The organism is Actinoplanes sp. NPDC023936, assembly GCF_040639325.1.
Classification (GTDB): Bacteria; Actinomycetota; Actinomycetes; order Mycobacteriales; family Micromonosporaceae; genus Actinoplanes.
Genome location: NZ_JBEZZR010000016.1, coordinates 1 through 25,327, shown reverse-complemented (window position 1 = coordinate 25,327; position 25,327 = coordinate 1). Strand labels below are relative to the sequence as shown.

The window sequence follows — 25,327 nt, the reverse complement described above, 5'->3', positions numbered from 1 at the left end:
ACGCCGTCTCCTCCCCCGTCACCGCCCCGAGCCACCACCCGCCCTGGTGGGCCGTCGGCTCACCGGGCGCCCCCGCCGACGCGCCGGTCACTCCTTGATCCCGATGTGCTCGACCGGCGGGGTCCGCAGCAGCCCGGCGATCGGCAGCACCGTCGTCGCCAGCGCCAGGACCGCGGCTCCACCGAGGACGGTCAGCCCGCCGAGGGCCGGAACATATGGCACCGGGTCACCGGTCAGCGCTCGCACCACACTGCTCAGGGTGAGCGCGGCGATCGACGCGCCGAGGACGACCGCGGTTCCCAGCAGGCCGGCCTGCTCCGCGTTGACCATCCGTTTGATCTGGCGCTTGGTCACCCCCGCCAGGCGCAGCATGGCGAGCTCGCGGCGGCGGGCGAGAGCCGTCATGACCATCGTGTTGGCGGCGGCGACGACGGCGTATCCCACCATCACGGCGATCAGGAGCCGGTTCAGCCAGGCGCTGAGGGCGAGATCGCGGGCGAGCCCGCCGGTCAGGTCGGCGGTGTCGACGACGGCGCTGCCGGGATGCGCCACGGCGACGTCGCGCACCGCCGCGTCCACCGACGCAGAGACCGGAGCACTGATCAGGACCTCGTCGCTGAGCCCGCCGACCTGTGACAGTGGCAGCACCACGTCGCCGAAGCCCAGTCCGCGCTGGTAGATCGCCACGATCCGGACCTGCGCCGGCCGGCCGTCGCCGAGCCGCATCTCGACCTCGTCGCCGAGGTCCCAGCCGAACAGGGACGCCTGCGTGCGCGACACCGCGGCGGTCCCGTCCCTCAACTCGCCGACACTGCCCTCGATGACACCGAGGTCGAGGGTCTCACCCAGGAGCGCGGGATCCACGGCCCGCGCGGCGATCGTCTCCGCGTCGCCCATCAGCGGGACGATGACCCACGTGTGCCGGGTCGGCGTGACCGCCCGTACCGAAGGAATCGCTCGGAGCTCGGCCACCGCGGAGCTGGACAGGCCCGCCGGAGCGACCACCGCTCGCGACGCGAGCAGACCCGCACGGCTCTCGGCGACCGCCTGGCGTTCCAGGTTGTTCTGCAGGAACCACACCGATCCGCCGAAGCCGACCGCCAGCACCAGCGACGTCAGGACCGTTGCCGTGCCGCGCGCGTTGGCCCGCAGGTTGGCAGCCGCCAGGTAGCCACTGGTGCCGAAGACCGCGCGCAACGGCGAGTCGAGCAGCCGGGCCGCCACCCGGTTGATCCAGGGGGCCAGCAGCGCGACCGCCAGCACGAACAGGTAGAGCATGCCGAGCGCGGCCCCCATCGCGGCCTGCCCGCCGGCGCCGACCGCGGCAACCGCCGCCGAGCCCGCAGCGACGAGCGCGACCACGCCGCTGATCAGGCGTTTCCGCCCCGGATCGGCCGGCTCGATCGCCGCCTCGCCCAGCGCCTCGGCCGGCCTGATGCCGGCGACGCGGCGGGCGGCGAAGAATCCCGCGGTGACCGCCGTCCCGAGGACGATCAGCAACGCGGCAGGTGCGGCGGCGGCGCCCGGCAGCATCGGGAAGCTGGAGGGCAGGAAGCCGCGGCCGGTGAGCTCGCCGGTCAGCCAGCGGGCGGCGGCGAGGCCGGCCGGCACGCCGATCGCTCCGGCGACGACGCTGACCATGGCCGACTCCATCATGATCATGCGACGCACCTGACCGGGGGTGGCGGCGACGGCTCGCACGAGTGCCAGGTCGCGGCGGCGGTGGCGCACGGAGAGACCGACCGTGGCGGCGACCACGAAGACGATCAGCAACACCACGTAACCGCCGAACGAACCACCGATCTGGATCAGCAGGCCGGCGGCGGCCCGGTCGGCTGAACGCTCGGCCACGCCGCTGTCGCTGCCGGTCAGGACTCGTGCGTCGCCGGCGAGGGTGGCGATCTGGGACTGCAGCGCGGTGAGGTCGGCGCCCGGTTCGGCGTCGACGCCGATGGCGGTGACTTCGCCGCGCCTTGGCGACAGGGCCGCGGCCTCCGCGTCGGTGAAGAAGACGGTGGCGGGTGCGCTCCCGGTCGCGAGACCAGTGATCAGATACGGACGACGCTCACCGCTGATCAGCAGGTCGACGCGGTCACCGGGCTGCGCGCCGCCGGCGGCCGCCTGGTCGAGCACGATCTCGCCGCGGTGCTGGGGAGCGGCGCCGGTCGTCAGCCGGTAGGGGGTCAGGGCCGCGCTGGACCAGCCGCGGCCGGACATCCGCCCGTCGACCGGAATGCCCTCGTCGACGGCGACCTCGGCGACGCTCGGCAGCTCGCGGATCCGGGCGGCGAGCGCGGCCGGCACGGTTCCGCCCTCGGGGAGGACGGCCGTGCTCCGGTAGACCTCCCCGTCGAACTCCTTCGTGGCGAACGTGGTGTCGGGGCGAGCCACGACCAGGTCGGCGGCGGCGTAGCGCGCGGGCGCCGGGTGGTACCGCAGCCCGGACTCGACGAGAACGCCCATCGTGGTCAGGATCAGCGCGCCGAGAGTGAGTGCGATCAGGGTGGCCACCGAGGAACCGGGGCGGTGGCGCAGCATCCGTGCCGCCAGCGTGATCATCGGAGTCCTCCCGCCGTCACTGCGCTCGGGCCCACCGTGCTCGGGCCCACGGCACTCGAGCCCACCGTGGTCGGACGGCGGCCCAGGGTGGCCAGGTGCTCGGCGATCCGCTCGGCGCCCGGCTGGGGCATGTCGTGCACGATCCGGCCGTCGGCCAGGACCATCACCCGGTCCGCGTAGGAGGCGGCGACCGGGTCGTGGGTGACCATGATGACGGTCTGCCGGTGCTCGTCGACGACCCCGCGCAGCAGGGTGAGCACCTCGGCGGCCGTGCCGGTGTCGAGCGCGCCGGTCGGCTCGTCGCAGAAGATCACCTCGGGCCGCGAAGCGAGGGCCCGCGCGATCGCGACCCGTTGCTGCTGCCCGCCGGAGAGGGCGGAGGGCCGGTGCCGCAGCCGATCACCGAGTCCGACCCGCTCGATCACCTGGCTGAGCCAGGCACGGTCGGGGCGGGTGCCGGCCAGCCGCAGCGGCAGGACGATGTTCTCCTCCACGGTCAGCGCGCCGATCAGGTTGAAGGCCTGGAAGACGAAGCCGATCCGCCCCCGGCGCAGTTTCGTCAGCTGGGTCTCGGAGAGTCTCGACAGCTCGGTGCCGCCGATCCACACACTGCCGGCGGTGGGCCGGTCCAGCCCGGCGGCTGCCTGCAGCAGGGTGCTCTTGCCGGAGCCGGACGGTCCCATGATCGCGGTGAAGGTGCCGGCGGCGAAGTCGGCGTCGACCCCGGCGAGGGCTCTGACCGGCTCCCCGTCGCTGGCCGGATAGATGCGGGTCAAGCCCTGAACGCGAACCGCGGACATCTGTCTGCCTCTCCCTGTGCTGTCGTCACGGAGAAGCTTCGCCGAATACGCCGGGCGGGAAAATGAAGCTGCCTGGTCAATGGTGGTACAGCAGGCGCTACTTTTCCGCGGCGTCGAGGTAGCGCAGAACGGCGGTGACCCGGCGGTCGGCGCGATCGTCGGGGGCGAGGCCCAGCTTGGCGAAGATCCGGCGGATGTGCTTGTGCACGGCGCCTTCGGTGACGAAGAGCTTCTCGGCGATCGCCGCGTTGCCGAGGCCCTCGGCCATCAGCGCGAGCACCTCGTGTTCACGCGGGCTGAGCCGCTCCAGCGTGCTGTCCGGGCGGGGCCGGGTGAGCAACTGGCCGATCACCTCGGGGTCGATCGCCGTGCCGCCGCCGGCGACCCGGTGCAGGGCGTCCAGGAACTCCTCGACCCGGCCCACCCGCTCCTTGAGCAGGTATCCCAGCCGCGCCGAGCCGGAGGCGAGCAGGTCCGCGGCGAAGGCCCGCTCGACGTATGCGGAGAGCACCAGCACGGCCAGCTCCGGTTGCCGCCGCCGGGCCTCGACGGCGGCCACGATCCCCTCGTCGGTGTGCGTGGGCGGCATCCGCACGTCGACGATCGCGACGTCCGGCCGGTGCTCGCCGACGGCGGACAGGAACGGGCCCGGCGCGTCGGTCGCGGCGACCACGTCCAACCCCTCGGCGCGCAGCAGCAAGGTGAGTCCCTCACGCAGCAGCGGGTCGTCCTCAGCGATCACGATCCGCACGGCAGCTCCACGTTCAGCGTCGTCGGCCCGCCCGGCGGGCTGGCCATCTCGAAGCGGCCATCGTAGGCCGCGACCCGACGCCGGATGCCACTCAGCCCGGAGCCGCCGCTCTCCGTCGCGCCGCCCCGCCCGTCGTCGGTGATCCGCACGTGCAGCCGGTCGCCCACCCGCCGTACGGTGACGGCGGCCGCGGCCGCGCCGCTGTGCTTGACCACGTTGGTGAGCGCCTCGGCGACCACGAAGTACGTGGTCGCCTCGACCGATGCGGCGCACCGTCCCGGCACGTCGACCTCGACCCGGCACGGCACGGCGCAGGCAGTGGCGAGCCCGCCGAGCGCGCCGGCCAGGCCGCGGTCGTCGAGCACCGGCGGAAGGATGCCGCGCACCACCGCGCGTAGCTCCGCGAGGGCCTGCTCGGTGGCGTCCTGCGCCCGGTCGAGGATGCCGGCGACAGCGGCCGGGTTGCGCTCCCCCGCGCGCCGGGCGGCCCCGATCAGCACGGTCAGCGCGACCAGCCGGTTCTGCGTACCGTCGTGCAGCGCACGCTCGATACGGCGCAGCTCGGCGGCGTGCGCGTCGAGGGCCGCGGCGCGGGTGGCGGTCAGCTCGGCCACCCGCAGCGACAGGTCGACGTCGCCGTCCGGGGCCAGCAGCCGTCGACCGGGGAGCGCCAGCAGCCGGGCGATGCCGGGGATCACGGCGACGGCGACGGCGACGAGAAACAGGCCAATGACCAGTACGCCGAGGGCGTCGCCGAGGCCGTCGATCCGCCAGAAGACGAGGCCGGGCCCGCCGTCCTCGGGCTCGAACGCCCGATACCAGAGCGGGAAGGTGATGTTCTGGATCGCGTGGACCGGCAGCGTGATCCCGACGACGCCGAGAAGGAACCCGGCCGTGCCGTGCCGTGCCACCCAGGCGAGTTCCCTGCGGACGGCCGGGTCACGCAGGCGCTCGCGGGTGGTCGCCGGCAGCGGCGGCGGGCCGAGCACCTCGGGACCCCAGCGGCTCAGCCGGCGGCGTTCCCGGTCGGCCACCGCGCGGGTGAGCGTGAAGACGGTCGGCGTGAGGACGAGCCCGATGCCGGCGAGGCAGGTGACAGCCACCACGACCAGCCAGAGGAAGGCGCCGAGGGCCAGCACCGACGTGCCGAGCCCGCCGAGGACGTGCTCCAGGGCGTTGCCGGCGGCACGCAGCCTCCGGGCCAGATGATGGCGCATCCGTCGAACGATAGTGAGTACAGCCAGCTGTACCGCAGAAGACCAGCTGGCGGGATCGCCCGCGGTGGCCCCCGGGCATAGCGTCGGAGCCATGGCTGATCCGTACCGAATCGCAGATCCTTCTCCCGCCGAGCCCCGCCCCAACCGGGGCGTCCTCCGCCCGGCACTGTGGCTGCTGCTGATCCTCAGCGCGGCGGCGAACGCCGTCACCTCCAGCATGAACGTTGTCGTCGGAGCCGTCTTCGGGCTGGTCGCGATCACCTGTGCGACAGTGCTGGCGGTCCACCACTACCGAAGCCGATGACCGGACTCCGCCACCGCCTCCTCGGCTTCGAGAACAGCCGAGGTGATCGCCGCCTCGTCCCGGCCCCAATCGTCGGTGATGACGGCAAGCATCCACCAGCACGCCATGTAGACGTCACGGCCCGTGAGGCCGTCCATCGGCGGCTTCTCCCGCATCGCGGTCCGGGCCAGGTATTCGACCTTGAGGAAGTCCGGCTCGCTGCCGCCCGGGTGGGCCCGTGCCACGAGCTGGTCGATCTCCCGGACATCCGGGTCCGGATACAAATACCGGTTGATCATGATCGCGAAAGTCGAGCGCACCACCCGGAGCAGGTCGATGTTGGCGAGGTCGTCCAGGTCCGCCTCCTGCGCGCTGTCCCGCAGCAGCACCGCCCGGACATGCCGGCCGGTCAGCGTGGCGGGCTCGCCGCGCAAAAACTCGTCACCGGCATCACGCGGGGGGCGGATATCCTCCGGCCGGGACGGCAGCCAGTCCTTGTCAGCGAGGTAACGGCGGCCGACAAGCTGGTAACGGCGATAGTCCAGGTCGGAGACCTTGATGTCGCCGGGCTTCAGGCGGAGGTCGGCCGGCCGGGCGCCCACCATGTGTTCCGCCTCCGCGAGCAACGCGGTGACGTCGGAGTCCTCGAACTCCAGGTCGTCCAGAAGGGCGAGAAGCGCGGCAAAGAGGATCTCGCCGAAGTCCTCGACCAGGAGCGACTCGACCAGCTGGCCATCACCCATGCCGAATCGCAGGATGCCGTCGACGTGCCGGATCAGGAAGTTCTCGGCGCCGGGGGCCGACTTCACCATCTTCCATGCGAACCGGGTGGTCATCCGCCGGTCCACGCTAGGCGGGAACCGCCGCCGCGCCGCGAGCACGAATGCGGCAGTGTGCAGCTCGACCGGCCAGTCGCCACCAAGCTCCCTACGAGCGATCCGTTTCGATACCCGGTGATCCCCGCGGACGGCAGCGTGCAGCATCCGCGCCTCAGCGGAGCGAAGTGCGTCCCCCGTGGACATCCCGGTCTCCCCTCACGGTATCGCCGTCCACTCTAGAGATCGGGGACAACATGAAACAGCCGCTGGGCGCACGGACGTCACGACGGGAAGCGGTGAATGACGTCGCCCGGCAGGCGGTGATCGACATCGGCACTGTTTACCCGGCCGCGGATGGGGTCACTGTGGGTTGCATCGCCGCAGATCGTGATCCATCACGCCGGGTTCGGGCGCCCTCGCCACCACTGGCTGAGGCGATACGCCAGGGCTCGCGACCCGTGGATCGACCCCGTCGGGCGCAGGTCCGGGGTGGAGTTCCGGATCGGGTCGAACGCAAGCTCCTCGTCGGTCGACGATGGCAGCAGCGGGCCGAACGAGACCCGGCCGAACGGCTGGTCGTCGGCGAAGAGCACCAGTTGGGCATGGCCGGTCAGCGCGGCCGCCGTAACCGTGTCGAGAGTGCCGCCCAGTGGCGGGGCCGAGCGCAGCGGGGCGGCAGCGAGATAGATCTTGCGGTCGGTGCCGGTGCGGTAAGCGGTGATCGTCCCGTAGTGGGCGTCGAAGCGGCGGCGCGGCATCGGCAGATGGCGGGTCAGCCGACCGGTTCCGGCGGTGGAGAGCAACAGATCCGTGTCACGCCCGGGGATGCGGATCGCCAGGCCGAGCACGTCCGGCCGGCTGCCCCGGCTGCCGAGGCCTTTCGACACCCGGACGGTCACCGGGTAATCGCCGGGCTTGTCGAGCAGGTCGGATCCGGTCGAGGCGGGGAGGCCCCAGACCTCGAGCCGGCCGGCGAACGAGCGGCCGGCCGGGTGCAGGGATCGCTGATGCCGGGACCGCTGGGCGCGGACCCCTACCAACAGGACCACCGCCGCGGCCGCAACCAGAGGAGAGTTCTTCACGGCACCTCGGTACCCGTGAGCTCACGATCTACTCGGCCGCCAGGATCTGCTCCCGCAGGATGTCGGCGTGCCCACAGTGTTGCGCGAGCTCCCGGAGCACGTGCAGATAGACCCAGCGCAGCGGCAGCGGCCCGCGCCGGTTGCCCGGCAGCAGATCGTCGAGGTCGAGGTTGCGGGCGGCGCGCCGGGAGTCGTCACAGGCTTCGAGGTACGTGTCCCGCACGCTCTCGATCGTGTCGGATGCGACCAGGATGAACGACTCGTCCGGTGTCTCCGGGATCCCGATGTCGGCTCGGGAGCGGCCGGTGACGGCCTCGTCGAACCACACCCTCTCCACCATCGTGGCGTGCTTGACCAGGCCGAGCAGCGTGGTTTTCGACGGCACCAGCCGCCGGCGGGCCTGCTCCTCGGTGAGGCCGTCGAGGCTGTCGGCGAGGGCGCGGCGGTGTTCGTCGACGAAAGCCTCCATCTGCTCACGCAGTGGCTGATGAATGACGGACATCCGGACAGCATGTCAGCCGTTGGTCAGATGTGCGACGACGAACCCTCCTGACGGCCGGATCGCTGCTGGTGACCGGACCCCTGCTGACGACCGCGCTGAATGGCTGCACGTGGATCCGGCCGGACCGTGAACCGGTCCTGCCCTCGTCGCCGGCCGGTGACGAACGTCTCGAGCAGCGATTCTCGGCCGCACGCGGCCGGATCGTGGACTTCTGGACGGCCGTTCCGGCGGGTCACGGCGACGGGCGCGGGTTGCCGGTGTGCCTGGTGCTGCACGGCGGCGCGAAACGCCCGGCGGATTTCTCCGCGCTCGGTCTGGGCCGATTCCTGACCGATGCGGTACGCCGCGGCGCGCCACCGTTCGTGCTGGCCGGCGCCAGCGGTGACCGTCTGGCGTGGCGGCCACGCGGCGGCGACGACCCGCAGTGGATGGTCCGGCAGGAGATGCCGGCGTGGTGCGCGGAACGTGGCTTCGACACCGGCCGGCTCGCCGCGTGGGGCTGGTCGATGGGTGGTTCGGGGTCGTTGCTGCTGGCGTCGACGTTCCCCGGTTTCGTCCGTTCGGTGGCGGCGTTCTCTCCCGCGGTCACGCCGGGGGACGTGGTCTTCGACGGCTTGGACCGGGTCGGCCGGACTCCTGTCGGGTTGTGGTGCGGGAAGGGAGACGATCTGTACGAGAACGTGCGTGAGCTGTGGGCGACGTTGCCGGTCCCCCCACGGGCCGGCGGGTTCGGACCGGGTGAGCACAACTTCGGATATTGGTCCACGCTGATCCCGGAGGCGTTCGACTTCCTGGCCGAGAGCCTCCGCTGACCGGCGCCCGCTGCCTGGCGGAAAGCCTCCACTGACCAGCGCCCGCTGCCTGGCGGAAAGCCTCCACTGACCGGCACCCACTTCCCGGGCAGGGGCAGGCCTGGCGAGCGGGCGGGACCGTCAGAACGCGCGCGCCAACCGGCGGACGGCCTCGTCCATCAGCTCCGGTGGGCTGGCGGCGAACGTCAGCCGCAGATACGGGCCTGACGGCTCGGCGGCGAACCACGGACGGCCCGGGAAGACGATCACCCCGTGGGCGGCCGCGGCGGCGGCCAGGGCGGTGTCGTCGACCCCGCCGGGCAGGGGCGCCCACAGGTGCAGGCCACCCCGGGGGACGCGGGGCGGGACCAGGTCGGGGAGGTGACGGGACAGCGCCGACAGCAGGGCGTCGCGGCGGGCGCGGAGTGCGGTGCGCAGGGTGCTGCGGTGCCGGGTCCAGGCCGGGGAGGAGACGAACTCGCAGGTGGCCTGCTGCAGCGGGCCGGAGACGAAGAAGTCGTCGAGCAGGCGGGCCGCACGCAGGCGGGCGCCCGCCGGTCCGCGGGCGCCGATGGCAGCGACACGCAGGCCGGGGGCGGCCGGCTTGGTGAGGGAACGGAGGTAGACGACGTGGCCGTCCGGGTCGTCGGCAGCGAGGGGCGGTGGCGGCGCCGTCTCCATCGTCAGGTCGCGGGCGTAGTCGTCCTCGATGAGGAAGGCGGCGGCGGCGCGTACCGTCTCGGCGATCGCGGCCCGGCGGGGCGCCGCCAGGCTAGCGCCCGTCGGATTCGCGTAGAGGGGCTGGCAGTAGAAGAGCCTTGCCTGAGTACGCGCGAACGCCGCGGCCAGCTGATCGGGGCGCACACCGTCCTCGTCGGCCGGGACCGGCACCACGCGCAGGCCGGCCGCCCGGGCCGCGGCGAGGGCGCCCAGATAGGTGGGCGACTCCACCAGCACGGTGTCGCCGGGCACGGTCAACGCGCGCAGCGCCGTGGACAGCGCCGCCTGACCGCCGGGGCAGATCACCATGTCCTCGGCGCGCAGGCCACCGCCGGCCTCGCGGGCGAACCAGGCGCGCAGGTCCTCCCGGCCCTCGGCCGGCCCGCGTTGCCAGGACGCCGGCTGGCGGGCCGCCCGGGCCAGCGCGGCGCCGAGCGCGGCGGCCGGCTGCAGGTCGGTGTCGAGGTAACCGCTACTGAGGGAGATGGCACCAGATGGCGGTAACGCCAGTAACGCTTGCATCTCGTGTTCGCCGGAGCGGGCCGGGCCGAGGGCGACCGTCTGCCAGGACAGGTCGGGGGTGCGGGACCGCTCCGGGCGGGCGGCCACGAACGTGCCGCGGCCGTTTCGCGTCTCGACCAGGCCTTCCACCACCAGTTGGCGGATGGCGGCGGCGACCGTGACCGGGGACGCCTGGTGCCGGGCGGTCAGCTCGCGCACCGACGCGAGCCGGGCGCCGGGCGGCGAGACGGCCACCACTCGCCGAAGATCTTGGATAACACGATCAGCTGCGTTACCGTACTCCATGAGAGCACAGAGTAGCGCTACTGAGGAAAAGACGGTAACGGCGGGGTTGCTCCTCGGGGCACTCGGGGTCCTGGCGTTCAGCCTGTCCCTGCCGTTCACCCGGGTCGCGGTGGCCGATCTCGACCCCTGGTTCGTCGCCTTCGGCCGCGCGGTCGGCGCTGCCGCGCTGGCCTGGGGCTATCTCCGGCTAACCGGGGCCGTGACACCGACGCCCCGGCAGTGGCGCCGCCTCGTCGTCGTCGCGCTCGGCGTCGTCGTCGGCTTCCCGCTCTTCACCTCGCTGGCGCTCACCACGTCCACGTCGGCGCACGGCGCAGTCGTGATCACCATGCTGCCGGCGATGACCGCCGTCTTCGCGGTGCTGCGCGCCGGCGAGCGGCCGCCGGCCCTGTTCTGGCTGGCCAGCCTCGGCGGGCTCGCGGTGGTGCTGACGTTCCTGGTCGCCAGTGGCACGGTGCACGGCGCGCTCTCGCCGGCCGACCTGTTCCTGCTCGCCGCGGTGATCCTTTGCGGACTCGGGTACGCCGAGGGTGGCGCGTTGTCCCGGGAGCTGGGCGGTGCCCGTACCATCTGCTGGGCTTTGATCGTGGCGCTTCCGGTGACCGTTCCGGTGACCGTGATCGCCGCCCTGGCCGCTCCCCCGCATGCCGGCGTGGCCGGCTGGGCCGCGTTCGGCTACCTCACGGTGATCTCGATGTTCCTCGGGTTCTTCGCGTGGTACGCCGGGCTGGCCCGCGGCGGCATCGCCAAGGTCGGTCAGATCCAGCTGATCCAGCCGCTGGTCACGCTCGCTTGGTCCGCGCTGCTGCTCGGCGAGGCGGTCAGCCCCGGATCCCTGGTGGCGGCGATCGTGGTGCTCGGCTGCGTGGTGGCCACCCAACGAGCCCGCACGCGGCCCGCGGCGAACCAGCGAGACCCGCAAAACCAGCAAGACCAGCTGGACGAGCAAGACCAGCTGGACCAGCAAGACCAGCTGGACCAGCAAGACGGGCTGGACCAGCAAGACGGGCTGGACCAGCGCGAGGACCGCGACGAGGACGACCAGCGAATCCCCGCGGTCACCTCATCCGGGCGCGGAACTCCTCGACGGTGAGCACGGCGGCGCCGCGCTCCTCGACCGGGAAGACCGAGATGTCGGCGTCGTCCTCCGCGAGCTGCGGCAGCCACTCCGTGAGGAACACCTTCACCGGGATCTTCATGGGGCGCTCGCCGTCGACCTCGCCATCGTGCTCCAGCCGGGCCACCGCCGCGTGCGGCCAGATCGGCAGCATCGTGCGACGTTTCGCGTCCTCGGTGAACAGCACCTCGTCCTCGTCACCCCAGACCCACAGCACGCCCCGGTCGGCCAGCACGTCGAACGTGTGAGCCGCCCGGGCCGGGCCGTCGAGTCGGCGAAGGCGGTCGGCCTCGGCGCGCGAGATGTCGTCGGGTGCCATGCGAGCTCCTCGGTGATCGTGTGCGGAGCCGGACAGCCAGAACCCCGGCACCACGCTACCCGACGCCCCCGGCACGATTGCGGCGAGCGCGGCCACGACCGTCCAAGATCAAAGCATCCAGCGGCGACAGGCTCAGCGTCCCGCCGTGGCCGACACCACCAGGTTGCTCCCGGGCAGGGCCGTGCCGGCGTCGACCGCGGCCGTCCACGCGGCGGTGTCGGCGACGGCGGCGAAGTTCGAGTGCAGCAGCGCCATCAGGGTCTCGTGGACCTGCTGCGCGGTGACGCTGCCCGCCTCGTTGGACAGGTTGATCGCCCCGGTGGCGTCGCTGAGCACCTCGACGGCGAACCCGAGCGGCTCGGCCGCGGCGGCGGACGCCAGCACGCAGTTGTTGGTCATGAAGCCGACGAACGTGACGGTGTCGACGCCCTGGTCGCGCAACCGGGCCTCCAGCCCGGTCCCGGCGAAGACGCTCGAGTAGTTCTTGACGACCGGCTCGCCGCCCAGCGCGGCGACGGCCTCGTGCAGCTGCCAGCCGGGCGAGCCGGCCGCGAAGACCGGCGAGCCCTCCGGCGCCTCGTGCCGCACGACGACGACCGGGATGCCCGCGCGGCGGGCGGTCTCGGCCGCTTCCAGGATGCGGGCCAGGCTCTTGTCACGGGACGGGTACTCGATGCGCAGCGGCCCGTCGAAGTACTCGTTCTGCACGTCAATGATCACCAGGGCGCGGTTCGGCGTTGTTGTCATGCCACCACTCTGCGACGGCATCGGGCGGTACCGTGAGTGGCAGAGAAGCCGCCTACCGATGGAATCGAGACAAGCTGTGCGGATCGCGATCCACGCCTTCGCCGGGATGAGCATGTTCCATCTCGCGACGCCGCTGCTCGTCTTCAACGAGGCCGCCAAGCACGGAAACGAGGCCATCGGGCACGCAAACGAGGCCATCAAGCACGCAGACGAGGCCATCGAGCACGGAAACGAGGCTGCCAAGCACGCGAACGAGGCCATCCAGCACGGAAACGAGGCCGCCGAGCCCGGACCCGGCCCCGGCTGGCACACCGTCGTGTGGAGCACCGGAGGCGAGCCGGTCACCACCGCCGAGGGCGTCGCGCTGAGCCTGCTCGCCGGCGCCGAGGCCGTCGACGACGCGGACATCCTGGTCATCCCGTCCTGGCCGGATCACCTGCCCGCCCCCGGCGAGGAGTTCACCGAGCTGATCCGGGCGGCGCACGCACGGGGCACCGTCGTGGTCGGGCTCTGCCTCGGGGCGTACCCGGTGGTGGCCAGCGGCATCCTGCTCGGGCGCACCGCCGCCACCCACTGGGCGGCCACCCGCCGGCTCGCCGACGACCACCCGTCGGTGACCGTCGATCCGTCGGCGCTCTACATCGACCACGGCGACGTGCTCACCTCGGCCGGCACCGCGTCCGGGCTGGACGCCTGCCTGCACCTGGTCCGCCGGCGGCTCGGCGCGGCCGCCGCGGCCTCCGTCGCCCGGCGCCTGGTCATCGCCCCGCACCGGGAGGGCGACCAGGCGCAGTACATCGAAACCCCGGTGCCGGCCGCCGACGACACCGACCCGATCGGCCGGGCCACCTCCTGGGCCCTGGCGAACCTGCGCCGCCCATTACACGTCGAGCAGCTCGCCGAGCAGGCCCGGATGAGCCCGCGCAACTTCTCCCGGCACTTCCGCCGCGCCACCGGGACGACACCGGCGCACTGGCTGCTCTCCCGGCGACTGGACCGCGCCCGCACCCTGCTGGAGACGACCGCGCTGCCGGTCGAGCAGGTCGCCGCGGAGTGCGGTTTCGCGAGCGTGGTGACGTTCCGGCAGCGGTTCGCCGCGGCCTACGCGACGACGCCGAGTTCGTACCGTCGGCGCTTCGCCTGATCTTCCCTTCGCGTCTATTGACCGTTTCCTATTCTTCGAGTGAGGATCGCTGCGAGCCGCCAGCCCCGATGGCGTGATGACACGAAGGGTCGACGACTTATGCGTCGCAGCCGCCCCCTTGCCCGGATCGGGGCCACCACCGGCCTCGCCGTCCTCCTCCTCGCGGCCTCGGCCACCCCGGCCTTCGCCGCGCCGCCGCCGAACCTCCCGCAGAACGCGGGCGGGTACGAGCAGTCGTTCTCCCCGGCCTACGACTACGACACCGACGGCTGCTACGCGACGCCGGCGATCGGCCCGGACGGCACGCTCAACGGCGGGCTCAAGACCACCGGCGCGGTCAACGGCAGCTGCCGCGACCAGTCCGATCTGGACAACTCACAGACCTATGCCCGGTCGAAGTGCGACAGCGGCTGGTGCGCGATCGTCTACGCCAGTTACTTCGAGAAGGATCAGGCCGTCGCCGGCAGCGGGCTCGGCGGACACCGGCACGACTGGGAACACGTCGTCTCCTGGGTCAACCAGGCCTCCAACCAGGTCGAATACGTGAGCACGACGCAGCACGGCTCGCAGAAGACCTACACCCGGTCGCAGGTGCGCTTCGACGGCAGCCACCCCGAGGTCGTCTACCACAAGGACGGCGCGTCCACGCACTTCTTCCGGCTCGCCTCCGCGGGCGACGAGCCGCCGGAGAACCACTACCACAACTGGCGTTACCCGCCGCTCGTCGGCTGGAACGGCTGGCCCAGCGCCGAGCTGCGCACCAGGCTGATGACGGCCGACTTCGGCGCGGCCACCATCAAGATCAAGGACGGCTCGTTCGAAAGCCTGCTCAGCGCGGCCAAGCCGGCCGCGATCCCCTTCAATCCGTACGCGTGACGGGCGCGTCGATCACGTCGGCTCGGCGATCAGATCGGCGGTGACCCCCGCGGCCTCCAGCCGGTCCAGGTTCTGCCGAGAGCGCCGGGTGTCCGGGTGGTCCGGGCCGAGCAGCCTGCGGCGCACTTCGAGGGTACGGGTGACCAGGTCCCGTGCCTGGTCCAGCTCTCCCTGCGCGGCGCGGATCAGGGCCAGGTTGTTCATCGAGTTGAGGGTGTGCGGGTGGTCCGGGCCGAGCAGCCGCCGCCGTACCCCCAAGGTCTCCTCGGCCATCCGGGCGGCGTCCGTCAGGTGGCCACGGGCGGCCAGGACGATCGCGAGGTTGTTCTGCGAGTGCAGGCAGTACGGGTGCTCCGGCCCGAGGATCCGCTGCCGCACCGCGAGCGTCTCCCGGTGCAGTGCTTCCGCCTCGGCCCACCGTCCCTGAGCGGCGAGCACCAGCGCCAGGTTGTTCATCGTGATCAGCGTGTGCGGGTGCTCCGGCCCGGAGACCCGGCGGCGCGCGGCGAGGGTCTGCTCGTGCAGCTCCCGAGCCGCGTCCAGGTCACCCTGCCGCGCCAGCACGAACGCCAGGTTGTTGACCGACATCAGGGTGTCCGGATGGTGCTCGCCGAGCAGGTCACGGCGTACCGCAAGGGTTTGCTCGTGAAGGTGGCGTGCCAGATCCAGATCGCCCATGTCGCTCACCACGATCGCCAGGTTGTTGGCCGATTCGAGGACCACGGGATGCTTGTCGCCGAGCACCGCGCGGCGCATCTCCAGACTGTGCTCGTGGAGTTCCCGGGCCCGGGCGAACCGGCCCTGCTCGGCGAGCACCAGCGCGAGATTGCCCATCGAGATCAGCGTGTCCGGATGCTCCGGGCCGACCACGCGCTGCCGGATCCGCAGGGTCCGCTCGTGCAGCGCCCGCGCGTCGTCCAGGCGGCCCAGCCGGGCCCAGGCGAAGGCCACGTTGTTCATCGAGATCAGCGTGTCGCGGTGCTCGGGGCCGAGGGCGCGCAGCCGGGCCGCGCTCACCTCCTCGTGCGCGGCCGCGCCGTCGGCGAGCCTGCCCACCTCGACGAGCACCCGGGCCCGGTCGTTGCGGGCGGTCAGCGTGTCCGGATGGCCGGCGCCGCGCACCTCGGTCAGTTCGGTGATGGCCGCCTCGAGCATGTCGGTGGCGAGCGCGAACTCGGCACGGTGCAGCAGGTAGGCGCCGATCCGGTGGCGCAGCGCGGCGGTCGGACCGGCCACGATGCCGTCCGCGTGCCGCAGGACGCGCAGGGCGTGCGGCAGCGCCACCACCCACCGGTCCCAGCCCGCCGCGTCGGCCGGGTCGGCGGGCAGCGCGGCGCCGATCACCTCCGCGCTGAGCAGGATCCACCGCTCGCGGCCGCCGGCGTGGTCGGTGCCGGCGAGCGGGAGCCAGCTCTGCATGGCCCGGTTGAGCGTCCCGCCGCGGTCGTCCTCGGAGAGCTGGTCGCGGGTGACGTCCTGGACCACCGGGTGGATCCGGAGCATCCAGCCCTCCCGCTGCACCAGGGAGAGCGTGACGAGCACCGTGATGGCCCGGTCGAGGTCGAGCCGCTTCGCCGCCGTGGCGCCGAGCGGCGACGGCAGCAGCTCCGGGTGCGAGTCGTAGAGCCAGCGCGGGATGCCGGTGCTCGACGCCAGGAACGAGCAGAGTCGCAACAGCTGGATCGCCGCCCGGTCGCGATGGGCGGCCTGCCGGATGGCGAGCGCCAGGGTGGCCCCGGCGGTGAGCCGGTCGTCCGGCAGCCCCATCCGCAGCAGGTGGTCGTGGTCCTCCCGGTACCGGGGCAGGTAGTCGGCGAGGGTGACGACCGCGCTCGTGCAGTACGCCGCCGCCTGCTCCAGTGCCAGCGGCAGCCCGCCGAGCTCCGCGGCCAGCTCGGCGGCGGCGTCCCGGTCGGCGCTGCCGGTCCGCTCCACCAGGAAGCGCACGGCCGTCGCGTCGTCGAACGTCGGCACCTCGATGACCGTGCCGAGCCGCTGCTGGTTGGGGTCCCGTGAGGTCATCAGCACATGGCCGACCCCGGCCGGGACCAGCCCGGTCAGGTCGCGCTCCTCGGTGACGTTGTCGAAGACGAGCAGCCAGCGCCCCCGGCTCTCGAGGCTGCGCAACGCCTTGCGGGCGGCTTCCTCCTGGTCCTCGTCGCCGACGCGGAGCCGGTCCGCCAGCTGCGCGAGCGAGGCGATCATCGCGACCCGGGTGTCCGCCGGCACCCACCAGCCGATCTCGAACTCCTGCCGGTGCCGTGCCGCGTATCGCGCGGCGATCTGCGTCTTGCCGACGCCCGCCATGCCGGTGAGGACGACCGGACCGTCGTTCTTCGCCACGAACCGCGCGATGTCGTCCAGGATCGACTCACGCTCGCGGAACGTGGGCAGCGGCTGCGGCATGTTCCACGTCGTGTCGGCGACGCCGGTCTCAGCCGGCGTCTCGGTCGTGTCGATCACCGGCCGCTTCGACCGGCGCAGCTCGGCGATCACGACCGGGACGGCGAGGGCGGCGGCGAGCGGCCAGGCCAGCCAGAGCCAGGGGCGCCAGTCGTCGGGCAGGGCGCCGGTCGCCACGTTGACCGCGGCGGGGAGAAGGACGGCAGCGGTGAGGATGACGATCAGGGTGGGCGGTGAGGTCCGGGTTCGCATCGTTGGACCGATTATCGAGACCGTGGAGATCGACAGCAATCGGGTCTTTCTTCGCGCTTGCATCAGCCGGCGACTAATGGGCAGTCAATTCTCGGTGGCTGCCGTGAGCCGCACCGCACACGTGACGATGGGTCACCGCGACGGTGGAGCGTTCGCGCTTCGCGTCATCCTGTGGGGCATGGGGCGTCCGCGACTTTCCGGAAAGCGCCGGCTTTACCCCGGATGGCGGCACGCGGGGTGACGATCGTGGCCGGTCGCCCGCCTGCTCGACCAGAACCCGGGCGCCGGGGCGCTGTCCGCGATCCTGAACGCCCTGCTCGCCCTGTTCAGCCGGCCCTGACCCCGATGACCGGCCCAGCGACGGTGCACCCGTTCCCGCGACGGGACCGGGTGCACCGCACCGGCCAACGCGTAGGTGCCGGCCAACGCGTAGGTGCCGGCCAACGCGCCGGCGCCGGCTAACTGGTCCGGCAGGTGACCGTCGGCCAGGTCCAGTTGCCGTTCGCCATGATCGTCACGCCGAAGTTGTTGCCGTTGCCGTTCGGCCGGGCGGTGACGCTCCCGCTCGTACCCGTCACGCTGGCGTTCCAGCTGTTCTGGATGCTCTGGCCGCCGTTCAGGTTGAGCGTGACGGTCCAGCTGCTGGTGCCGCTGACCGCGACGTTGAGGTTGAACCGGTCACCGAACTGCTGCCCCGCGGAGAGCACCGCGGTGCAGTTGCTGCCGGGGTTGCCGGGGGTCGGGCTGGTCGGGTTCGTCGGGCCGGTGCCCTCGCGGACGGTGATGTCCGAGCTGCCGCTGCTCTGGTAACCCTCGGTCGCCATCACCTGGTAGCTGTGGTTGGTGCCCAGGTTCAGGCCGGCCCGCGCCCAGGCGTCGAAGTGGTTCGCGGTGGTGATCGTGCCGCTGGAGCGCTTCTGCTGGCGGACGCTCCAGTACTGGTAGAACGTCTGGATGCCGTCGATCGAGGGCTGGTTGACCCGTTGGCTGCGCAGGATGTCGTAGGTGCCGCCGTCGGTGGTGACGGTGCCCAGCCGCTGCGCGCCGCTGCTCGGGTTGTAGCTGCCGAAGTTCTCGACGACGTAGTACTCGATCAGCGGGTTGCGGGTCCATCCGTACAGGGCCAGGTAGGTGTTGTTGTTGCCCGGGTTGTAGGTGCCCGAGTAGGTCACCGTCCGGCGCGTGCCGGTGGCCCAGCCCTTGCCGCCGACCCAGTTGTTCGTGCTGTTGTTCCAGCGGCTGGTGTACCGCCCGTCGGCGAGCAGCGTCATGCTCGCGTCGCCGCTGTCCTTCCAGAACGAGAAGTAGTAGCCGTTGTGGGTGCCGGTGGTGTTGGAGCTGACGGTCCGGTCCGCCTCGGCGTGCGCGACGCCGGTGAAAGCCAGGCCGGCGAGCGCCATCACGGCGGCGCAGGCGGCCGCGGTGAACAGGCGGATGCGGTTGCGCCGCCCGGGTTTGCGGTGGGCGAGTTCTGGGGTCATGTGAGCGGTTCCTCCCTGACGGGGATGGGCTGGCGGGGAATCAGCCATCGAGGCCGGTCATTGCGCGATCGTGGCCCGGCGCGCGTCATCCTGTCAACAACTTCCGGACATCTTTCGGAAATATCGAAGTTGATCTTCGCTCGGCGACGACGTCGAAAGCCGTGGCCAGCAGCTGCTCTTCGAGCGGGATGCCACCGGCGGAATGAGCACCACAGCGGAGGCTCCGAAACAATCGGAAAGCCGCCTCCGAAACTTTCGGCGGTCTCGGCGACGGATATCCGACAACCTCGATACGGGTACGGTGTGTCACCTTGTCGTCATGCTCCGTCGAGTTCGGACAGTCGCCGTCGCCCTCCTGCCTCTCGCCGCGCTCGTGCCGGCCACACCGGCCCGGGCCGCCGTCACGCCCGTCGCCGCGATCAACTTCCAGCCGGCCAGCTCCGCCGCGCCGGCCGCGCTGACCGCCACCGCGAGTGACCGGCAGGTGGCGCTGACCTGGACCGGCAGCTCCGGCGGTTTCCAGATCGTGCGTAACGGCGCCGTCCTGGCCAGCACCGACAAGACGTCCTATCTGGACACCGGCGTGGCCAACGGCACGGCCTACAGCTACCAGATCCGGGACGCGCAAGGTCAGTCGAACACGGTCACGGCCACCCCGGCGGCCTTCACGCGGAAGGTCAATTTCTCGGATCCGGCGACGGCTCCACCGGCCGGATACGTGCGGGACTCCGGGGAGGCGTACACCGGGAATCGCGGATACGGGTGGGTGGACCTCGGCGGGCGTACCCCCGTGGATCTGACCGGAAACGGCCGCAACCGGAATCCCGCAGCCGGACAGAACGACGTCCGTCTCGCCACGCTGATGCACGCGCAGCTTCCGGCCGGCTCGGCCGGGACGCCGACGCCGGGCGCGTGGGAGGCCGCGGTGCCGGCCGGCCTCTACACGGTGACCGTCACCGTGGGTGACGCGGGAACGGCACTGAACAGCGTGCACTGGGCGAACGTCGAGGACCAGAACGCGATCGCGGCCTTCGTGCCGACGGCCGCCGCGCGGCACGCCACCGCGACCCGGACGGTTCGCGTCACCGACGGCAAGCTGACGCTGACGCCGTCCGGCGGGACCAACACCAAGTTCAACTACATCGACATCGTCTCGGTGCCCGCGTGGGGCAGCATTCCGGGGGTACGGGTGAGCACGCCCCCGAATCTGGCGACCGCCGTCCCCACCACGTCCAGTGTGGTCGAGGATCTGGTCCTGCCCGGCGGCGGAGTGGCCGCGTCGTCGCTGACAGCGTCGACGGTGACGCTGACCCGGCTCAGCGACGCGACGCCGGTCCCGGCCACCGTGATCACCAGTGGCGGCGGGGACGTCGTCAACCTCTCCCCCACGGCTCCGCTCGCCGCGAACACGGCCTACCGCTTCACGCTGACCAGCGGTGTGCGGGACGTGACCGGGCGGGCGTTCGCCCCGTACTCGATCGTCTTCACCACCGGCAGCGGCGGCGGGACCGGCGGGCCGATCGCGTTCGGCAAGACCGTCGGCGTGGCCACCGGCGCCGCGTTCACCACCGTGGTCACCGGCCCGGACGGGCGGCTCTGGGCGGGCACCCTGGACGGGCGGATCTTCCGCTTCCCGATCAACGCGAACGGCACGCTCGGCACTCCGGCGATCATCACCGCGGTACGGGACAACGCCGCCGCTCTCGGGCTGCCCGGCGCTCCCGCCCGTACCGTGATCGGAATGGCTTTCGCCCCGGGGTCGTCGGACCTGTGGGTGACCGACAACTATCAGTACGTCGGACCGCTGAACGTGCCCGACTGGTCGGGTCGCGTCGGCCGGCTCAGCGGACCCGGCTACAGCACCTACACGCCGGTGGTGACCGGTCTGCCGCGCTCGGTGAAGGACCACGAGACCAACTCGCTCGCGTTCGGGCCGGACGGCGCGGTCTACCTGAGCCAGGGCGCCAACAACGCCATGGGCGCCCCCGACTCCACCTGGGGAAACCGTCCGGAACAGCTGCTCAGCGCGGCGATCCTGCGGCTCGACCTCGCCCGGTTGCCGGCCACGCTGCCGCTGGACGTGCGGACGTCGGGCGGCGGCACCTACGACCCCTACGCCACCGGCGCGCCGCTCACCCCGTACGCCACCGGGGTGCGCAACGCCTACGACCTGGTCTGGCACCGCAACGGCCATCTCTACGCCCCGACCAACGGCTCCGCGGCCGGCGGCAACACCCCGGCGACCCCGGCGCCGCTGCCCGCCGCCTGTGCCCGGCGCGGCTACACCGGACCGGCGGTGCCCGCGCTGACCGGGGTGCCCACCGCCGAGACCGACTACGTCTTCGACGTGAAGCCCGGCCGCTACTACGGCCATCCCAACCCGGCGCGCTGCGAATGGGTCCTGGCCGGCGGGAACCCGACGTCCGCGGCCGACCCGTTCGAGGTGCCGGCCTACCCGGCGGGCACCCGGCCGGACCCCGGCTTCGACCTGGCCGGCACGTACGACGCCGGTCTGCACGCCTCCGCCAACGGGGTGATCGAGTATCGGGGCGCCGCGTTCGGTGGCGCCCTGGACGGCAAGCTCCTGGTGGTGCGCTACTCCGCCGGGCAGGACATCCAGACCTTCGACGTGGCGCCGTCGGGCGCGCTCAGCAACCGGGTCACCGGGCTGCCCGGCCTGACCGGTTTCAGCCAGCCGCTGGACGTCACCGAGGATCTGGCGACCGGCAACCTCTACGTGACCGAGCTCGGGGCGAACCGGATCACCCTTCTGACGCCGCGACCCTGACGTCGCTCTATATTTCTCGGGTATGCGAGCAGCCGGCTTGGTCCGGGCCGCTCAAGCCGGCGATCGCGGCGCCCTGGACGACCTCGTGTCGGCGCACCTGCCGATGGTCTACGCGATCGTGCGGCAAGGCCTGGACGATCACCCCGACGTCGACGACGTCGTGCAGGACATCATGCTGCGCGCGGTGCGGCAGCTCGGGTCGCTGCGGACGCCGGAGAGCTTCCGTTCCTGGCTCGCGGCGATCGCGGTACGCCAGGTCGGCACCGCCCAGCGGCGGGCGGACCGGTCGGCCGGGCTGACCGCGCCGCTCGACGAGGCCCTGCCGGTGGCGGACGCGGCCTTCGAGGGCGTCACCCAGCTGCGCGTGGAGTTGTCCGCGCAGCGCCGCCAGGCGCGGCGGGCCGGGCTCTGGCTCGATCCGGGCGACCGGGAGCTGCTGTCGCTGTGGTGGCTCGAGGTGGCCGGACGGCTGTCGCGTGCCGAGCTGGCCGGGGCCCTGGGGATCTCGGTGATTCACGCGGGTGTCCGGATTCAGCGGATGCGGGCGCAGCTCGATCTGGGCCGGACTCTCGAAGGGGCGCTGGACGTTCGTCCCCGGTGTTCGCGGCTGGACGCGGAGCTGGTGGGCTGGGACGGGGTGCGGAGCCCGCGATGGCGTAAGCGCCTGGGGCGGCACGTGCGCGGGTGTGCGGTCTGCGGGCGGGCTGCCGGTGAGCTGGTGGCGGTGGAGCGGCTGCTGCCGAGCGTGGTGCTGCTACCGGTGCCGGCCGGGGTGGCCGCGGCGATCCTGGCGCACGGCACTGGTGGTGGTGCGGCAGGGGGTGGGGCTGCGGCGTTGGCTGGCAGTGCCGGGGCATTGTCGGGCACTTCTGGGGCTGTGTCCGGCAACGCCGCGGCTCTGTCCGGCAACGCCGCGGCTCTGTCCGGCGGGGCCGCTGCGGCGGGTAAAGCCGGGGTGTTCGGGCAGCTCCTGCCGCTGGCGGCGGCCCATCCGGTGGTGGCCACTGTCGCGGCGGGAGCCCTGACGGTCGCCGCGACCGCCGGCGCGGTCGCGCTGAACCGGCCGCCGGGCGGCGACCCGGCGACCATCGCGATTCCGGCGCCGGCCACCACGCCGGGGAGGGGCACGTTCGCCTCAGCGGGCACCGGCTCCTCCGTGACGCCTCAGGCCGGCTCCTCCGGGACACCGGGTGCCGGCTTTTCCGTGACACCGGGTGCCGGCGCGCCCACGACGCCTGGCACCGCGTCCACATCGCCGGCCGGCGTGCCCGCGCCGTCCGGTGGTGGCGCGCTGCTGCGGCTCGGCGCCGTGTCACTGGAGTCGGCGAACTCGTCCGGACGCTACGCCACCGTCGCCGGGGACCTCGGTGTGCTCACCGCTGTCGGCCCCGGCAACACCGTCACGGCACGGCGGCAGGCGACGTTCGAGGTGGTCGCCGGGCTGGCCGACGCGGAGTGCTTCTCGTTCCGGGTGTCCGACGGACGCTACCTGCGCCACGCGTCGTGGCGGGTGCGCGCGGACGGGGCCGAGGACACGCCGCTGTTCCGGGGGGACGCCACGTTCTGCCCGCAGCCCGGCGAGATAGCCGGTTCCCTGCGCCTGGAGGCGTCGAATTATCCCGGCTGGTTCCTGCGGCACCGCGGCGACGAGCTGTGGGTGGACCAGTCCGACGGCTCCGCCCCGTTCCGTACCGACGGCTCTTTCCTGGCGCGCACGCCACTCGCCGAATGACGAAGAGCGCCTCGTCGATGGCCAGGGCTCGTTCCGCCAGAGGGCGCGCCTCACCGGGCCGCCCATACACCTGGAGATAGGTAGCGGCAGAGTTCAACAGACTCGCACAGTCCTGCGCAGTCTCCGCACCTTCGATGCCTGGAACCGAGCCATGCCCACTCTCGCTGACATACTCGGTAGCCGCCAACACATGAGGTAGAAGGACGTCCCACCGCGGCCATGCCTCAGGCGCACCCATGATCTCCTTCGGAGCGTCGGCCCTGAGCAGGCCCAAGGCCACCGCCACCGGATTGAAATCGGGCATGTCCATCAGGCGGTCATGTCCTGCCCGGCCGCCGGTTGCTCCTGATGATCCTCACCCGGCTTCGCGAAGACCGCCGCCGGGTACCGCAACCGCAACGCCCCCTGCACCAGCCGATGCAGCACCAACCCCTCCGGCTCACGCTTGGCCAGGGAGTAATCCACGATGATGGCCAGCACGTCGGTGAACTCCAGCGGATCGCCCACCTTCCCGGCCAGCGGCTCGGGAAGCCGATCCGGATGCCCGGTGAACAGATCGAGCGGAATCGGCACCGGCGCCAGATAGGCACAGATGGCGAGCAACTGCAGCGCCGCCGGCTCGTCCTCCGCGACCCGGTCGAAGCTCAGCGTCCACAGCGTCGCGACCGTGTCCGCGCGGGACGCGACCCGGCCCCGGCCGTACAGTTCCTGCGCCCGGGTCCGCAACAGGCTCAGATACTCCCCCGGCGGCAGCTGCGACCGGGTGATGTAGGCCGACGCCTGCTCCAAGGCCAGCGGCAGCCGCCCCAGCTCCTCCGCGATCTGCCCGGCCGCCTCATCCTCGATCTGCGGCACCCGCGCCCGCAGGATCTGCACCGCCTCCGCCTCGTCGACGACATCCAGGTCGTAGACCCCGCCGAGCGCGGCGAACCCGTCCCGGCGCGTCGTCACCAGCACATGCCCCGGCACCCCCGGCGGCAGCAGGGCCGGCGGCAGCCACACCCGGATATCGTCCACGGTGTCGGCATTATCAAAGATCAACAGCCATCCGGGTACGTCTCGAAGCCGCTCGTGAACCTCAAGCCGTACCGTGGTGGCGTCCTGCCCGGCCTCCATCCCGAGCGCGGCGGCGAGCCGGGCGAACTGGTCGGGGATCAGCGCCGGCTCCTCGGCCGCGATCCACCACACCAGGTCGTAATCGGTGGCGTGCCGGTGCGCGTACTCGTTGGCGAGCTGTGTCTTGCCGACGCCGCCCATGCCCCGCACCGAGGTCACGGTCATCGTCCCGGCCGTGGCGAGCTCCTCCGAAAGCGCCGTCAGAGCGGACGCGCGGCCGGTGAAGTTCGGGTTCCGGGCCGCCACGTTCCACACCTGCGGCAACGCTCCCGGGAACCGGGCGCCGTGCGGGATCGCCCGCTGCGACACCGGGAACGGCGGCTTCTCACCGGCCTTGGCCCGCCCGGCGACGGCCCGCGAGACCATCGCCCGCAGACGGCTCCGCGCCGTGGCCTCCGCGACGCCGAACACGTCGATCCCGACCACGGGCCCGAGCAGTCCCGGCCGCGCACAGTCCTCGACCCGGACCGTGAGCAGCTTCCGGCCGTCCCCCGACGGGTCGGTCCCCCACACCGCCTGCCACTCGGCCTGCCCGTACACCGACGTGAGGTAGGCCTCCGACAGCACCGCGATCATCCGGGCCGCGCGGGTGACGCCGTTCTGCATGCCCTGCACCCAACTGGTGCCCGGCACGAAGTCCCACGCCTGCACGAGCACCCGGTGCCCGCTCTCCTCCAGCTCCCACGCGATCCATTCAGCCCAGGAGCGATCAGCTTGCGTGTACGAGACGAAGAAGTCCCACTCCGTCGACGCGCCCTCGATCGTCACCTCACCAACAGTTCCACACGAGTCACCCTCGTCGATACGCCCAACGGGTGAAGCCGCTCCTGCCGGGATGGCCACGATCGATCACCGTCGGATCGACGCCAGTCCGTTCCGGGCGTCCACGACCACCGGGTGGTCGGGACCGAAGCAAGACTCCATGATGGCTAGACGTGGACTTCGCACATGGTTGTGGACTGCCGTTATAGCCATCGTGGTCGGGTGGGATCGATGTTGAGTAGGGCGAGGAGTTGGGCTTG

The 25,327-nt window shown here is 72.0% G+C and carries 20 protein-coding genes; 7 read left to right on the top strand and 13 right to left on the bottom strand.

All coding sequences use genetic code 11. From position 1 onward, the window contains the following. Positions 1–87: 87 nt before the first annotated feature. From AB0F72_RS21490 to AB0F72_RS21475, 4 genes are all read right to left on the bottom strand, one after another. The gene (locus AB0F72_RS21490) at positions 88–2,559 is read right to left on the bottom strand and encodes an FtsX-like permease family protein (RefSeq protein ID WP_360433993.1); all 2,472 of its coding nucleotides are present in this window, start codon (positions 2,557–2,559) and stop codon (positions 88–90) included. Continuing rightward, positions 2,556–3,359: an ABC transporter ATP-binding protein gene (locus AB0F72_RS21485; RefSeq protein ID WP_360433990.1), complete on the bottom strand. Its 804-nt coding sequence runs from the start codon at positions 3,357–3,359 to the stop codon at positions 2,556–2,558. The genes AB0F72_RS21490 and AB0F72_RS21485 overlap by 4 nt, the downstream gene beginning before the upstream one ends. Positions 3,360–3,456: 97 nt before the next feature. After that, positions 3,457–4,110 carry a response regulator transcription factor gene (locus AB0F72_RS21480; protein ID WP_360433988.1) on the bottom strand — a complete coding sequence of 218 codons (654 nt, stop codon included), beginning with the start codon at positions 4,108–4,110 and terminating at the stop codon, positions 3,457–3,459. After that, entirely contained in the window at positions 4,098–5,327 is a 1,230-nt protein-coding gene (locus tag AB0F72_RS21475) for a sensor domain-containing protein (RefSeq protein ID WP_360433986.1), read from the bottom strand. Before AB0F72_RS21475 ends, AB0F72_RS21480 begins: the two co-directional genes overlap by 13 nt. A gap of 91 nt (positions 5,328–5,418) precedes the next feature. Here AB0F72_RS21475 and AB0F72_RS21470 point away from each other — a divergent pair, with 91 nt between their 5' ends. After that, positions 5,419–5,631: a hypothetical protein gene (locus AB0F72_RS21470; RefSeq protein WP_360433983.1), complete on the top strand. Its 213-nt coding sequence runs from the start codon at positions 5,419–5,421 to the stop codon at positions 5,629–5,631. On the opposite strand, the gene AB0F72_RS21465 is transcribed toward AB0F72_RS21470, so the two are convergent. The 3 genes from AB0F72_RS21465 to AB0F72_RS21455 all read right to left on the bottom strand — a co-directional run bounded on the left by AB0F72_RS21465 (position 5,616) and on the right by AB0F72_RS21455 (position 8,012). Next, entirely contained in the window at positions 5,616–6,446 is an 831-nt protein-coding gene (locus tag AB0F72_RS21465) for a hypothetical protein (protein ID WP_360433980.1), read from the bottom strand. The two genes, AB0F72_RS21470 and AB0F72_RS21465, sit on opposite strands and share 16 nt — an antisense overlap. Positions 6,447–6,823: 377 nt before the next feature. After that, positions 6,824–7,510, bottom strand: a complete 687-nt coding sequence (locus AB0F72_RS21460) for a hypothetical protein (protein ID WP_360433977.1) — start codon at positions 7,508–7,510, stop codon at positions 6,824–6,826. Positions 7,511–7,538: 28 nt separating this feature from the next. Beyond that, positions 7,539–8,012: a DinB family protein gene (locus AB0F72_RS21455; RefSeq protein ID WP_360433974.1), complete on the bottom strand. Its 474-nt coding sequence runs from the start codon at positions 8,010–8,012 to the stop codon at positions 7,539–7,541. A gap of 95 nt (positions 8,013–8,107) precedes the next feature. On the opposite strand from AB0F72_RS21455, the gene AB0F72_RS21450 reads away from it, so the two are divergent. After that, the gene (locus tag AB0F72_RS21450; protein WP_360434404.1) at positions 8,108–8,824 is read left to right on the top strand and encodes an alpha/beta hydrolase-fold protein; all 717 of its coding nucleotides are present in this window, start codon (positions 8,108–8,110) and stop codon (positions 8,822–8,824) included. 120 nt (positions 8,825–8,944) lie between these two features. Here the strand turns inward: AB0F72_RS21450 and AB0F72_RS21445 are convergent, their stop codons facing one another. Further along, a complete protein-coding gene (locus AB0F72_RS21445) occupies positions 8,945–10,330 on the bottom strand; it encodes a PLP-dependent aminotransferase family protein (RefSeq protein WP_360433971.1) in 1,386 nt (461 codons plus the stop codon). Between AB0F72_RS21445 and AB0F72_RS21440 the strand changes: the two genes are divergently transcribed. Beyond that, positions 10,329–11,423, top strand: coding sequence for a DMT family transporter (locus AB0F72_RS21440; RefSeq protein WP_360433968.1), 1,095 nt, complete (start codon positions 10,329–10,331; stop codon positions 11,421–11,423). The genes AB0F72_RS21445 and AB0F72_RS21440 overlap by 2 nt on opposite strands. Here AB0F72_RS21440 and AB0F72_RS21435 read toward each other — a convergent pair. After that, entirely contained in the window at positions 11,389–11,766 is a 378-nt protein-coding gene (locus AB0F72_RS21435) for a DUF2750 domain-containing protein (protein WP_360433965.1), read from the bottom strand. The genes AB0F72_RS21440 and AB0F72_RS21435 overlap by 35 nt on opposite strands. A gap of 132 nt (positions 11,767–11,898) precedes the next feature. Beyond that, positions 11,899–12,513: a cysteine hydrolase family protein gene (locus AB0F72_RS21430; protein WP_360433962.1), complete on the bottom strand. Its 615-nt coding sequence runs from the start codon at positions 12,511–12,513 to the stop codon at positions 11,899–11,901. A 58-nt stretch (positions 12,514–12,571) separates the two neighbouring features. Here AB0F72_RS21430 and AB0F72_RS21425 point away from each other — a divergent pair, with 58 nt between their 5' ends. Continuing rightward, the gene (locus AB0F72_RS21425) at positions 12,572–13,657 is read left to right on the top strand and encodes a helix-turn-helix domain-containing protein (RefSeq protein ID WP_360433959.1); all 1,086 of its coding nucleotides are present in this window, start codon (positions 12,572–12,574) and stop codon (positions 13,655–13,657) included. Positions 13,658–13,756: 99 nt separating this feature from the next. Continuing rightward, positions 13,757–14,533 carry an NPP1 family protein gene (locus tag AB0F72_RS21420; protein ID WP_360433956.1) on the top strand — a complete coding sequence of 259 codons (777 nt, stop codon included), beginning with the start codon at positions 13,757–13,759 and terminating at the stop codon, positions 14,531–14,533. 12 nt (positions 14,534–14,545) lie between these two features. Here AB0F72_RS21420 and AB0F72_RS21415 read toward each other — a convergent pair whose 3' ends face one another. Together AB0F72_RS21415 and AB0F72_RS21410 are read right to left on the bottom strand one after the other, a co-directional pair. Next, positions 14,546–17,188: a tetratricopeptide repeat protein gene (locus AB0F72_RS21415; protein WP_360433953.1), complete on the bottom strand. Its 2,643-nt coding sequence runs from the start codon at positions 17,186–17,188 to the stop codon at positions 14,546–14,548. 458 nt (positions 17,189–17,646) lie between these two features. Next, positions 17,647–18,669, bottom strand: coding sequence for a glycoside hydrolase family 11 protein (locus tag AB0F72_RS21410; protein ID WP_360433950.1), 1,023 nt, complete (start codon positions 18,667–18,669; stop codon positions 17,647–17,649). Positions 18,670–18,988: 319 nt separating this feature from the next. Here AB0F72_RS21410 and AB0F72_RS21405 point away from each other — a divergent pair, with 319 nt between their 5' ends. Beyond that, the gene (locus AB0F72_RS21405) at positions 18,989–21,457 is read left to right on the top strand and encodes an Ig-like domain-containing protein (RefSeq protein WP_360433948.1); all 2,469 of its coding nucleotides are present in this window, start codon (positions 18,989–18,991) and stop codon (positions 21,455–21,457) included. Between the two features lie 22 nt (positions 21,458–21,479). Beyond that, positions 21,480–23,189 (top strand): sigma-70 family RNA polymerase sigma factor, encoded by a 1,710-nt coding sequence (locus tag AB0F72_RS21400; RefSeq protein WP_360433945.1) that lies wholly within the window; start codon positions 21,480–21,482, stop codon positions 23,187–23,189. 309 nt (positions 23,190–23,498) lie between these two features. Here AB0F72_RS21400 and fxsT read toward each other — a convergent pair whose 3' ends face one another. Next, the gene (gene fxsT, locus AB0F72_RS21395; protein ID WP_360433942.1) at positions 23,499–25,073 is read right to left on the bottom strand and encodes an FxSxx-COOH system tetratricopeptide repeat protein; all 1,575 of its coding nucleotides are present in this window, start codon (positions 25,071–25,073) and stop codon (positions 23,499–23,501) included. Positions 25,074–25,327: the final 254 nt, after the last annotated feature.